Origin of the sequence: Spirosoma sp. (assembly GCF_026391055.1) — a bacterium.
Taxonomy (GTDB): Bacteria; Bacteroidota; Bacteroidia; order Cytophagales; family Spirosomataceae; genus Spirosoma.
The window spans coordinates 585,245-598,011 of the sequence record NZ_JAPLET010000030.1; the positions used below are offsets into that span (position 1 = coordinate 585,245).

Consider the following 12,767-nt stretch of genomic DNA (forward strand, 5'->3'; position numbering starts at 1 on the left):
CGGCAATAAGGGCATCAATGCACTTTCCCATAGGCTTTTTCGCCTGCTTCCACGGCAACGGATAGCGTGTTATTTTGGGGGGGAATCGGGCAGGGATACCCTTCCTGAAAGGCACAATAGGGATTATAGGCTTTATTAAAATCGATGGTTACGCGGCCGTCTTTGATATCGCCTGTTCGCAGGTCGATGTAGCGGCCGCCCCCGTAGGTTTCTTTACCCGAGGTGGCATCTTTAAACGGCAGGAACAGGTAATCGCGGTATTCGGGCATCCGAATTACGTTCAGATTCCGGTACAAAGTCAATTGTTGTTTTTGGCCGTTCAATACGAAGGTCAGCACCGCATAGGCCACGTGCGACCTTGTCTGTCCATTGTACGTTGGCATCTCGAACGGTTCGGCATTAGGTATCCGCTCCGCTGTAGCTATCACCCGATAAGTGGAATCGGGCGAGTAAAACTGCACATAGGCCAGGTCGGCCTCAACCTTGATTGGCCCTCCTGCCGACGCCATCAAGTCTTTTTTATACGTTTCGCGATGCCGGGCAAGCTGCTCGGCAAAAGGCGTTTGAGCAACAGAAACCGTCGTTAGAAATGAACTCAGTAGAACGAAGAGAAAACGCATAGCCAATCAGTTAATCACGTACTCCCGACCGATGGCAGGAAAAGCACAAAGATACAGTCTGAAAACATACTAGCCTCAGCTATAACTGCCGTCCCCCCGCACACCTCCGAACTGATCGGCGACATAGCGCTTGTATACTTTACCAATGGATAACTCTTTCAGACCGATCCAAATGGTGTCTGCTTCCATCCGGTCTACATACATCGTGTTTACGATATTCGACCGGCTAATACGAACAAACTGCCGTTTTGGCAAACGCTCCTCCGCTTCTTTCATGGTCAGGCGGGTCACGTAGGTTTTCGATTTGGTAATGACTTTCAGGTAATTCTCTAAACTTTCGATATAATGGATATCGGCGTGCGGAATCATCTGCCGGTCGCCCCCGACCATACATGAGAAATAGTCCGTTTCTGCTGAGGCAAGCGGGAGCAGCACCACTGGTCGCCCGCCATCTTTCTGATGCGTCCCCAAGAAGCGATACGTGACATAAACGCCCAGCCCGGTAAGGGTGTACACCCAAAAATTAACCAGATACGGTAATGACCGGGATATATTAAACTGGGTCAACAGAATAAAATTCAGGTTGAACGAGCCCAGTGTCATAAGCAGAAAAAGCCATCCAAAATAAACCGCTTTTCGACCTTGCAGGAACTGGCGCTCAAACAGGATTCGGTTGTGAAAAACGATCCACCCATATAAAAGCACCAGGTATAGATAAGGCGATAGCTTGGCAAATCCCGGCCGCTCACCGATGGCATACAGATCGCTCAGGTAGTGAACCAGCAACAGCCCCGTCAACCCCAGCAGGTTGCGCACAACAAAATGGTTCAGGAACTGACTCGGTTTCATTCAGGCAAATTACAACCCGAACGATAGAACACCAGCAGGAACGTGACAAACGGCTTTTGTCACAGACAATGGCACCCGGTCACTCAATCCTTGCGGTAGCTGCGGCAACAAGCCACTTTTGAGCATCCTCCGGCAAACATCAACATCCGGACGCTCGTTTATGCAAACGCTTCATACGCTTACCATTCTTACGCATGTCAGCTTTGGGACCCTTGGGCTATTCCTTGGTCTGCTGGCGTTGGGCTATCGGAATAAATCCCGACAACATATCCGTTACGGACGCTATTTTCTGTACACCCTGACGGTCGTTGTCGTTACGGCATTCATCGGCATTCTTTTCTTTCGGTCCAGTTCCTTTTTGCTCATGCTTACCCTACTCGGTGGCTACGTTGGGTTTTCCGGTTACCGAGCCGTTCGGCTCCGCGAGCGGCAGACTACTCCGCTGGATGTTTCAATTACGCTAATCGTGCTTGTGGCGAGTGGCCTATACCTGCGGAGGCTACAGGCAGGAGACATCAACTGGTCTCCGGCCGTCGTCTACCCAACACTTTCCGCGCTGATGTTGGTGACTGGATATGATTTAATAAAGCATTTCTGGCTCTACAAACGGCTCAGAACATGGTGGCTTTATGAACACATTTACAAAATGCTATCGGCCTATAGCGCTGTTCTATCGGCCTTTTCGGGCACGGTACTTCCGCAATTCAAACCTTATAGCCAGATTCTGCCGTCGGTACTCTGCGTAAGCGCCATCCTCTACTTTATCCGAAAACAATCCCGAAGGCCTGCTGCAAATACAGGTTACGCACAGATACGCACCCGCGACAGGCGGATATCCGACCGATTTAACTGACGCTGCATTTCGGCGAAAACACAGTCAATAGCTTCGTCCGGATCGTTGGCCGAAACGGACAGATCTTCATCCAGACGGAGGTTTTGTTTCATCTCATCCAGTACGTCGAAGACGACCCGGATCAACTGTTTCTTTTTAGTAGCCATAGTAGTAAGGAAGTTAATTCTGTTCAGCCATTGCCGACAGCCCAAAATTAACACCTGACTACTATAGTTGTATTATATATAGCAAAATAATATCATAAACAGGCTGACCGGTCCGGTCCCTACGTCACTAGCTACCTATGTATGTTGGCTTCCTCTTCCCAAAAGGCACATAAAGTCTGCTTGAGCGAAAAAATCAGTCCGTAACAGGCCAGTTGGTGCCGGTACGACTTGTACTGCGCCACTACCTGCGGGAAAGACCGCAAACAAGCCGAAGCAAATGCTGACACATCCAGCAGCGACAGCACATCGCCATTGGTCAGGACTGCCCAGTCGTGCTGGCTAAGCTGTGGTTCTTCTACCGTGTATTTCTGTCCTTCAGCATCCACACCGGCTTGCAGATAATGTCCGTAAGCCGCCAGCAGAAACGTTAATGACGATACGTCTTTACCTTGCTGGAGCCGGTCAAGCAGAATGGGAATAACCAATGACGAGAACTTGGAAGCCCCATCCCGGCACAATTGATCCAGCGGAAGATTTTCGTCCGAGTTAGCCAAATAGGCCATGAACGAGTTGATATCGTCTTCCAGACTGATGGAAAGAGGAACTTTGGATTTAGCCGTTGTTGCTAGAAAAGCCCGTACATACGCACTAATAAAATTGTCTTCCATAGCTTCGTGTACGGTTCGGTACCCGGCCAGAAATGCCGGATAAGCCAGTACGCTGTGGGCCGCCTTCAGGCTGATGCCATCAGGCAATTCCGTCGATACTTCCTGAATGGTTGTGAACATACGGATTCGATGATTAAAGTTTTTGAGTCAATTGAGGGATGTGCCACATAGGAATACCGCGATGAAGCGCGGGCAGACTAGCCCACGTCAGTTCTTCATCGCGTTCAGGTTCGGACACGATTGTTTATCCTAACCCTACGAAGTGGCTGGCCGGTACCGGTCTCAGACCGGTAATCCATGCGTCGTGGCTGCCTGTTGGAGACAGGCAATTACGCAAACAGGAAAAAAGGTGCTTACAACTAGCTCCGGGCAATGCCGCTCCGGTTACTAGGCAAAGAAACTGGGGCGTCTGAACGTACCCGCTGGTTGCCAGCTAGCATCCCGACGGCGCAACGACTGGGCAATCGTAATGATTTGATCGGCCAGTTTACCCTGCTCTTCAATGGTTCCCGTCGTGTAGATCTGCTGACGGCTGGGTTCCCATTCGAACAGTTCCGTTTTGTCATCGTAGATACCGATGGGTACTCGTTTTGTGTTTGTTGACAGATTTTGCAAAAGAGACACCGCTTCCGCATGGGTAGAGGCCCCAATGTGATGGTACTGTCCTTTAAGCATATATAAAACTGAAAAACGATTCATGGTTGTAGTCATTAATGTTTGTCGATGCTGGCTTTTCATCCACGATCCGCATTTGGCAGGATAAAGCCGCTTTTTGTTTTTACTCTTCTCGTCGAACTACCGGTTAGTAACCAGAAATGAACCACCAAATGGTGTCTGGGTACGACTCAGTGCTTCAAACACATCCGCATGTTGGGCGATGAATGCCAATACAGATTTCTGCAACGACGCGCGCAGGCCCGTTATGTCTCTGTGTCCGATGCTATTATATATAGGTTCCATTTTTTCTCGCTTGTTTAGGGTCCGCGCTGGAGAAGTTTTCGTTCTGATCTCCTCTTGCCGTCGAACCGGATTCATTTCATTTTGATGGAATCGGCGGGCTACTTCTCCCAACAATTCCCAGCACATTTTCCCTGATTCGCGCTGTAAGCTACTCGTACTAAGGCTGTTCACGCTACAGGTATTTCAGCTATAAAACCCCTGCATAGCCGGATTGGTTTAAACGTTTAAACGCCAGACGGCTAAAATGACTAAAGTTCTTTATATTCCCCCGTAAACAAATAAGAATAGTACAAATAACGTCACATTTATATTGATTTTTTGTGATTTTACGGCGGTTAGTAAAGTAGTCTAAACAAGGTCAATGTTTAAACGATTAAATTATTAATTGGCTTTTTCTTATGTTTGCCAGCTATGACTAAAAAGACATCATTGAAAGATATTGCCCAAACGGTGGGTGTTTCAACCGCCCTCGTTTCGTATGTGCTTAACAATCAAAAAGAAAACAGAATAAATAAGCTGGTGGCTAAAAGGATCAGGGAAGTGGCCGAAGAACTGAACTACCGGCCTAACCAGATTGCTAAAAGCCTCAAAACGAACAAGACATACACCATTGGGCTAGTCGTAGCGGATATTTCCAACCCATTCTCTTCGTCGCTCGCTCGTATTATTGAAGATGAAGCTGATAAATTCAATTATACCGTGCTCTTTGGCAGCTCGGACGAAAAACCTCAGAAGGCCCAGAAGCTCATTTCGGCACTGCTTAACCGGCAGGTCGATGGATTACTGATTTCTCCGCCGGAAGGCTACGAGCCACAACTTACTGAATTACAGAACCAGGGCATTCCCTTTGTGCTCATCGACCGGTACTTTCCTGACCTTAAAACCAATTATGTAGCTCTGGACAATTCCGAAGCGATTCACAAAGCCGTTCAGCATCTGCTCGATTCCGGTTATGAGCGAGTGGGTATGGTTACCTTCCACACAAGTCTGTTTACGATTAATGAGCGTAAACGCGGGTATTTAGCAGCCCTCAAAGAGAACAAAATCCCGTTTCGTAAAACCTGGCTAAAAGAATTACCGATTGATGCTTCCGGGCCAGCGATTGCCAAAGCGGTCGACGATCTGCTCAGAGGCCAGAAACCCGTCGACGCTATTTTGTTTGCGTCCAATACCCTCGCTCTTTACGGCCTGCAACAGATCAACGCCCTACAATTGACCGTCCCCGAACAGGTCGCCGTCGTGAGCATCGACCAGGCCGAATCGTATAACTTGTTCCGGACCCCAATTACCTATATCAGGCAACCCTTGCTGGCAATGGGTCAACTGGCCACTAAAATTCTATTGGAGAGCATCAAAAAAAATAACACCACCACGCAGGTCAATCTGGAAGGCGAACTGGTAATACAGGAATCGACTCGGCCGGTTAACGGATGATGGAATACCGACCGGGCCAGTCGGTCGATTGGAATCTGATAGCGCTTACACCACATACATTGTTTACCGGCTCCCGGAAACAGCCATCGAATCCAGTTTACCGTTTCAAAAATTCCTGTAGGCGTAGTGTGCCGTCGCCCAGCATAATTTGCTGAGCCGAATAGGCCTCCCGAAAGCTTTTGAAATTTTCGACGGTATAAGGCATAGTCATGGGGGCAAAATGAGCGGTTCCAATGGAGCTACCTTCAGTGAGCAGACGGGCTTCGAGCTGGTCGGCCCGGCCGAGTGCCGTTTGACCCATTCCGCCCTGAGGAGCCGTTGCCCCGGCGAAAATCAAGACATTATTGGCTTTATTATAGAGAAATTCTGTGCCCAGATTAGGGGTGTTGTCAATAGCGGCTGTATTGCAGGAATGTTCAAGCAAAAAGACAGGTTTGATAGCTGCCCGGCGGGCATAGTTTACATCAATCAAAATACTTCCCCACTCGTTAAAACTACCAAACGAAACCGTGTTTCCATGCGCTCCGATGCTGGCAACGTCATATTTATTGGTGAGCATTTCCTGTTCATAGCTTACCTGCGAGGTCGGAAACCTGGCCAAATCGCCCAGTGTATTGTCGATACCTACGTAAAAGTTACCACGCTTTGCCAGAGCTGTATAATATTCGTCGCGGATAATCTTGTACTGGCTGGCATACAGGGCCTCTGTCGTGATTCGGCTGCCCAGGACAGGCTTAATGAACCCCTTCTGAAGTTGAGTTACCTGCGTTCGGTAAGCATGGTTTTTAGTCAGATAGTCCCGAATGGAGGCAATGGTTTGGGCTTTGCTCTGGTAAAAAGGCAAAATGGACGTCCAGATTTCAGTTTCGACCCGCCCCGTGTGTGCATCAATGGCCATGTTTGCGGGTTGACCGGCATTCGTAAACTGCCCATCGAGGTCCATGTAAAACTGCATCGAAAGTCCCCGGTAGGGTGTCGACGGCGGGTAGATATATTGAGCGGATGGGATGGGCGTTTGTCCAACAAAAAGCACCCCTTCCAGTCGGGGCGTCAGGTCCGTAAAATAGGTCTGAATTCGTTTTCGTAAATCAATAGGTTGCTGTTCAAGCCTGGGATGCATAACGACCCGGTATCCATCATTGACCATGTCGTTGAACCAGACATTAAGCGATTGGTGCAGGTCTTTTACCAGCGTTGTGTCCAGTACTACTACTACAGATTGCTGAAAGTTTCCCTGCGGATTTATCCGTACTTCTTTTTGTAGGGATTTTTTATTGCCTTGCGCATCAGAGGCAGTCAGGGTGATATAATAAATCCCCATTTGAGCATACTGGTGTGTAGGTTCCGCTTCTCCGGAAACAGAGCCGTCACCAAAATCCCAGACGTATATGGTAGCATTTTGGGAGCTATTTTTAAAGCGTATGTTGGTATTCGTTACATATTTCTCCGCGCTATAGGAGAAGTCAGCCTCAACGGGCAAAACCGGCACGGACGGCGCTGGCGTATCCTTTGCAGGCTGACATTGAACCAGGCCGAAGATCGCCAGAAAGGAACACAATACAACCACCAAGTGGCACTTGTTGACTCGTAAAAAATAACAATACGTCATGTCTATAACAGCTTTATTAAGGTAACCCTGGTTGTCTACTTGCTCAGGTTGGGTGGCCATTGCCGGAACAGAGGAACATCTCCACACCGCATTAAAATAGAAAAGCAGTCCCCTGATCTATCTTTTCAGAAAGACGCTCACTTTCGGGTCTGATTGATTTTGGTGGGTAAGTCATACGCCCAATCGAGGATATGTCGCATCCGGGTGCGCTGGTCGAAGGTGAAGCAGCCCGAACTCGGTACGCCATAATCCATGATATTCGTCCCCAGAAATTTCACACCCGAACAAGCGTTGCGAACAATACCTTTGTTGACCTCTTCGAACAAAAAAACGGGTGTATCGGCGCAGTAATCCAGATCCTGATTACAGTTACCCTCCTGAAAGACGTGTAAAAGCGACAGGCAATGCCCCAGTTCGTGCGCAAACGCCGGAAAATAATTGACCGGGTCTATTCGGAAATCGCCGGGCCAATACACACCATAGCTTGTTTTGGCAGAGGAGGCTATACCTGTGCCTACACCTTTCAGCGGTTTATCAGCCGGAAGCGTTGGGTAGGCTCCATTGGCTGCGTTAGGGTACTGGGAATTGTATAAAAATACGTTCAGGTACTTGGTCGGGTTCCACGACGCTGCGAGTGCATTCTTCACGACAAGCGGGTCGGAGCCGGTTCCATACAGGGTGGGGTCGTCCGAGACCTTATCGAGTCCTTTCTTAGGCAATGTCCGGCCAGTAGGGTCGGTGTCGGCCAGATAGAACTCAATATAGGTATTGACCGTATTCGGATCGCGTTTGGGCGAGGTGTCATCGTAAAGTGCACCCGCATAGAGCTTGTTGACATAATCGATCATCTGCTGCAAATCGGCAGTGGTCCAGGTGTCGTTTTTATACATCAGGTGAAAAACCAATGGGATACGAACAACCTCAAAGACGGCGTCTTTTCGGGCATTCACGACCAGTGTATTGCTCGAAATACCGTAGCCTTTTGCCTGAATTTCGTGCAGTCCCTCGGCGGTTGTTTTAAAAACTGACGATGTTAGTTCGGAGCCGTTGTCATACAGCTTGACGGCGCTGGCTGCCGGAATGGGATTCCCGGCTTTATCGTACAGCGTGACCTCAAAGGCCAGCGCCGACTTCCCGTTGGCAAGCATCCCGAGCATACCACCTGCCAGACCGTCTTTCAATTTCAGCTCCAGCCGATATTCAGGATTTTCCTTTACCGTCAGGGACTTAGTCATTCTCTGACTGCCGCCGGGTCCGGTAGCGGTTAGCGTTACGGTAAACGTTCCCTTTTGGTGAAAAATATGTTTGGGCGATGCCTCTGTAACGGGCGTGGTACCGTCGCCAAAGTCCCAGGCGTAGGCAGTCGCGTTTTGGGATGTGTTAGTAAACGTCAGAGCGGCCGGGGCATAATACTCTCCCTCGGCGAAGGCAAAGCTGGCTACGGGCGCGGGTTTGGGCTGTGGATCAGGTTCTGTTTTCTGGGCACAGCTTACCAAAGCTATCCAAAGGGAAAAGTACAGTTTTTTTTTCATGACAACGCACAGTTACGATTACCTCCCCAACCTATATATGGATTGATAGACCGGAAAATGAGTGAATAGAAGCGGAATTAGTAAGACGAAACTACCAGTGACAAACAAGCTTGTCAGTGAATACGTAACAAATGGTCACTTCAGCGAACTACTGGTCGTTTTGCCAAATAACTGGCTAGTGCCCAAACCACTTCCAGAGCTTTTCGACAAGGCTACCCGATTGACTGATGTTGGCCTGAGCGCTGTTGTTCAGGTAATGGCGCAGCTCCTGCCCGCCCCGACGCGATGCATACCGGACACTGCCATCGGTAAGGGTTACGCTCAGCTCGGCGTGGTTATAGCGTCGGACATACGCCAGATTCACGATCTCACTCTGACTGATGGGAAAGAAGTTGTAATCCTTGACCAACAACTCACTGTAATGCCCAAGATTACGCATAGCCGCCAGCCGGGAGTTGTTGGTCAGGAAAAACCAGGTTACCGTGCCGTCGGCTTCGCAACGCATCAGGTCTTTTATGTCGACGAACTCAATAATGCCGCGTGCCAGATGCAGAGCTATGCGGCCCGTATCGCGCGGGGCTCCTTGTTGAAGCAGCGTCAGCATAAACTCAACCTGTTGCCGGTATTGCTGTTTATGCAGTTGTTGCCCCGCCTTTTCAATAGCCCGGCAGAGCTTTTCGGGATCGATGGGTTTATTCAGGAAATCAATGGCCGAGTACTCAAAAGCCCGCGTAGCGTACTCATACCGGGCTTCACCCGTCAGAAAAATCACGTCAAAATCCAGGTTATCGGCCTGTTGTAAGCGGCTCAGTATATCGAAACTGGTTCCTCCCCGAATGCCAATGTCCAGAATAAGAAGGCTGGGGCGTTGTTGCATAATCAGGTCAAAGCCACTGTCAACACTATCGGCATCGCCGAGAACGTCCACCTGTGGGCAATACCGCCTTAACATGTTCTTCAGATTGACCAGGTTGTCAGGGACGTCTTCAATCAATACGGCTTTGATGGGTAGCATAAAAGTTAAAAAATTAGGTGGATAGTTTTTAGGCTTTTGGTGTGTAATTAATAATAAGATCGACCAGGGTTCCTCCAGCTGGCCGGTCGCTGGTTGTCAGGCTAATATGATACCCCATCTGATTTAACAGCTCGATGCGTTTTTTTACCAGTCCGCTTCCCCTCGATACATACGGTTTGATGGAGGTGGCCTGCTGCCGCCGGGCGCCCTCCCGCCCAACGCCGTCGTCGTCAATTTGAATACACAGCCGGTCGTCGTCTTCCGGCCAGATGCGGATGCTCAAGTGGCCGCTCGTTTCCTTATACAGCAAGCCGTGTTTAATGGCGTTTTCGACGAACGGCTGTATCAGCATGGGCGGTATGGACCACATGCTCGTTACAAGTGTTGGAGCCACGTCGAATGCGTATGTGAAGCGGTCGCGGTATTGCAGGTGCTCGAACTCGACGTACATCTGTAACATTTCCAGCTCTTTATCCAGCTTGACTTCCGTTTCAGCCGACCGGCTCTTGGGCATTTCGGAGCGAACGGACGATTCCAGAAACCCCCGGATAAGTTGCGCCAGCCGTAACAACCCCCGATTAGCCTGCTCAAGATCGTTGGTCAGGATCATCCGCTGCAGCGTTCCGAGCACATTGAAAACAAAATGCGGGTTAAGCTGGGCCTGTAGCGTTTGTACCTGCAGGAATAGCAGTTGCTGCTCCTGTTGCTGCAGACGAAGGCTACTCTGGCGGCTTCGGAAGTAAACATAGCCCAAGGATACCATCAGCAGGCCTATAATACCGGCCGCCAGATATGGGAACATGGGCCATTGCCAGACAGGCAATGACACCCGGAACCGAAGCCGTGCCACAGCCTCGCCCGATTCAGTGAGGTCGCCGGTTTGCGTTTTTAATTCGATGGTGTGTAAGCCGGGTGGCAAATTGGTAATGGTAACCTGATTGTTGGTTTGCCAGCTACTCCAGTTGTCGCTGATACCCGGAATACGGTAGCTGAACTGCGTGCGTAAGGGCTTGTTGACCCCGATAGCCTCGAAGCCAACGGCCAGGGTATTCTGCCTATAAGCCAGTACAGCCACCGAGTCGGGGGTTCGGCGCCGGAAGGGTATCCGTTTGGTATTTACGGATGTAAAATAGGTTCGAACAGGGTTGGGCGACAGGTTCAGACGCCTGGGGTCAATCTGGGCCAGCCCGGTACCGGTAGACAGCCAGACGATCCCTTTGGCGTCCTTGAAAACTCCCTGTTCTACAGGTTCGATACCCAGAAATCCGTTTCGGCTTGTAAAAAGCTGAAACGTCACTTTCCCCGTAGCGTAAAATATCGCTAAATCGAGGATATATATATTTTGTGAATCAGTAATTAACAGGTGAGTAGCATCGAGAGGGGTCACGTTATAAATGATGTTCTGCAAGAGGTTTGTTTGCAGCGCGATAAAGGCATCTTTTTGTTGATCGAAATACAAACAACCGCCTTCGCCGGTACCCAGCCAAAGCGTACCCCGCGCATCCCGACACATACTTAGTATACCTCTGGCGGGGAGTTTTTTGCTTAACGGCGGATACTGCCTGGTTACCTTAGTGTCGAAATTATAATGCGTCAGTCCAGTGCTCCCGATCCAGTAGTTGCCCCGCTTGTCTTCCAGAGCGGATATATAGGGGCCGGGCATCAGACCGCCTTTTTCTGTCAATGAGCGGACAACCCGATAAGGTGGCTTTATCGAATAGAAGTCGACTTGTTTTACCCGGGAGGCAAGCACCAGGTTGCGTTGTGCGCCATTTAGTAAGTAGACAACCGGGTTATCGGTATCCGTTTTGGTCTCAATGCGGCTAAAGGTGTTGCCATCACCATGATGTAACATATGCGATCCGTAACTAATCCAGAGCGCCTTCCGGTTATCAAGCACCGAGGCCGATTCCTCCCAATGACTAGTAAAACCAGGATCGTGCTGCTTCACCAGTTGTTCGTAGCCCGATACCCTGCTCAGGTTGCCATCCTGTAGCTGTTGGATGGGGCCGGTACTATTAACAATCCAGAATACTCCTGGAGACCGCTCAAGAACAGCGCGGGGTGCCGGTATTGTCTGCTCAGAGAAATACCTTATTCCGTTCGTAAATACCCGAAGCAGCCCTTTTCTTGTCCCAATCCAGTAGCTGATTCCGTCGGATGTGGCATGGAGTAATTCACTCCCGGCCATCAGCAGGAAGGAATGTCGACTACCTCGCTCCAGCAGATAAATATTCCCCTTATGGCTGTACACATAATCGAAGGGCACCGTTTGCAGAACCTCAACCGTAGCAGCCCTTAGTTTCAGGAAGGGTACATAGTTGGCCCCCTGCCGGTAAAGAATCAATCGGCTTTTATCCGGCAATTCACCACCAAGAATACTGTATCCGTTCGTCTCCGCTGTATAATTGGGAGTCGGCACCCCCGACAATAACATAAGGTCTTTGGCAACCGGGGTTAGTTTTCCATTGTCCAGTAAAAAAAGGCCTTGTTTTTCGAAGGAGATATACAGCTGTTTGCTGCGTTTATCCGAGATTAATCCCGTCGGCTTCCACCCGTTGGGTACCACCCTGGTGGTCTGCCAGGCCGATTTGACCAGTTGCGTAAGCTGATGATCGGGATAGGTCAGGGCAAAAAGCTGATCATGGCTATCAATGGCTATCGTGCCTGGGTCGATGAATCGTTCATGATGGAACGAGACAAGCGTATCCCCATCGAACCGGACAACTCCCCGCAGAGAGGCAATCCATACATTGCCTTTACGATCTTCCACAAAGCCACCGATGTAGCTGCTGCCTACGCCATCGCGGGTACGGAAGTTTTTGAACTGTTCGCCATCAAACATTGAAAACCCATTTCGCGTACCGATCCAGATGTAGCCACGGCTATCCTCAAATACCCGGAGAATCTGCATCTGCGGCAGTCCGTCGTGGTTGGTATACCGTGTAACGGGGTACTCCTGCCCGAATGTCAATATACTCTGAAGCCCAAAAGCCATCAACAACAACCAGCGCAGCATCGTGTAAGCGTATTTTTTCGGAACGGTAGGTAGGCAAGTTAGTAAGGAGCAACGCTGAGAAT

At 49.7% G+C, this 12,767-nt stretch carries 12 protein-coding genes; 2 read left to right on the top strand and 10 right to left on the bottom strand.

Annotation, left to right across the window (positions count from 1 at the left end; all coding sequences use genetic code 11):
* Nucleotides 1–14: 14 nt before the first annotated feature.
* Nucleotides 15–620: a DUF1684 domain-containing protein gene (locus NT073_RS31440; RefSeq protein WP_297382040.1), complete on the bottom strand. Its 606-nt coding sequence runs from the start codon at nt 618–620 to the stop codon at nt 15–17.
* Between the two features lie 75 nt (nt 621–695).
* A complete protein-coding gene (locus tag NT073_RS31445) occupies nt 696–1,469 on the bottom strand; it encodes a LytTR family DNA-binding domain-containing protein (protein ID WP_297382042.1) in 774 nt (257 codons plus the stop codon).
* A 160-nt stretch (nt 1,470–1,629) separates the two neighbouring features.
* Between NT073_RS31445 and NT073_RS31450 the strand changes: the two genes are divergently transcribed.
* The gene (locus NT073_RS31450) at nt 1,630–2,322 is read left to right on the top strand and encodes a hypothetical protein (RefSeq protein ID WP_297382044.1); all 693 of its coding nucleotides are present in this window, start codon (nt 1,630–1,632) and stop codon (nt 2,320–2,322) included.
* Here the strand turns inward: NT073_RS31450 and NT073_RS31455 are convergent.
* From NT073_RS31455 to NT073_RS31470, 4 genes are all read right to left on the bottom strand, one after another.
* Nucleotides 2,271–2,468, bottom strand: a complete 198-nt coding sequence (locus tag NT073_RS31455) for a hypothetical protein (protein ID WP_012930808.1) — start codon at nt 2,466–2,468, stop codon at nt 2,271–2,273. The genes NT073_RS31450 and NT073_RS31455 overlap by 52 nt on opposite strands.
* A 131-nt stretch (nt 2,469–2,599) precedes the next feature.
* Nucleotides 2,600–3,256 (bottom strand): hypothetical protein, encoded by a 657-nt coding sequence (locus NT073_RS31460; protein WP_297382047.1) that lies wholly within the window; start codon nt 3,254–3,256, stop codon nt 2,600–2,602.
* A 267-nt stretch (nt 3,257–3,523) separates the two neighbouring features.
* A complete protein-coding gene (locus NT073_RS31465; RefSeq protein WP_041617801.1) occupies nt 3,524–3,835 on the bottom strand; it encodes a hypothetical protein in 312 nt (103 codons plus the stop codon).
* 96 nt (nt 3,836–3,931) lie between these two features.
* Nucleotides 3,932–4,096: a hypothetical protein gene (locus NT073_RS31470; protein WP_297382049.1), complete on the bottom strand. Its 165-nt coding sequence runs from the start codon at nt 4,094–4,096 to the stop codon at nt 3,932–3,934.
* A 411-nt stretch (nt 4,097–4,507) separates the two neighbouring features.
* On the opposite strand from NT073_RS31470, the gene NT073_RS31475 reads away from it, so the two are divergent.
* The gene (locus NT073_RS31475; protein WP_297382051.1) at nt 4,508–5,530 is read left to right on the top strand and encodes a substrate-binding domain-containing protein; all 1,023 of its coding nucleotides are present in this window, start codon (nt 4,508–4,510) and stop codon (nt 5,528–5,530) included.
* Nucleotides 5,531–5,627: 97 nt separating this feature from the next.
* Here the strand turns inward: NT073_RS31475 and NT073_RS31480 are convergent, their stop codons facing one another.
* From NT073_RS31480 to NT073_RS31495, 4 genes are all read right to left on the bottom strand, one after another.
* Nucleotides 5,628–7,139 carry a PKD domain-containing protein gene (locus NT073_RS31480; RefSeq protein ID WP_297382053.1) on the bottom strand — a complete coding sequence of 504 codons (1,512 nt, stop codon included), beginning with the start codon at nt 7,137–7,139 and terminating at the stop codon, nt 5,628–5,630.
* A 137-nt stretch (nt 7,140–7,276) separates the two neighbouring features.
* Complete coding sequence (locus NT073_RS31485) at nt 7,277–8,671, bottom strand: M43 family zinc metalloprotease (RefSeq protein ID WP_297382055.1); 1,395 nt, start codon at nt 8,669–8,671, stop codon at nt 7,277–7,279.
* 175 nt (nt 8,672–8,846) lie between these two features.
* Nucleotides 8,847–9,686, bottom strand: coding sequence for a LytTR family DNA-binding domain-containing protein (locus NT073_RS31490; protein ID WP_297382056.1), 840 nt, complete (start codon nt 9,684–9,686; stop codon nt 8,847–8,849).
* A 28-nt stretch (nt 9,687–9,714) separates the two neighbouring features.
* Nucleotides 9,715–12,705 carry a sensor histidine kinase gene (locus NT073_RS31495; RefSeq protein ID WP_297382057.1) on the bottom strand — a complete coding sequence of 997 codons (2,991 nt, stop codon included), beginning with the start codon at nt 12,703–12,705 and terminating at the stop codon, nt 9,715–9,717.
* Nucleotides 12,706–12,767 lie beyond the last annotated feature (62 nt).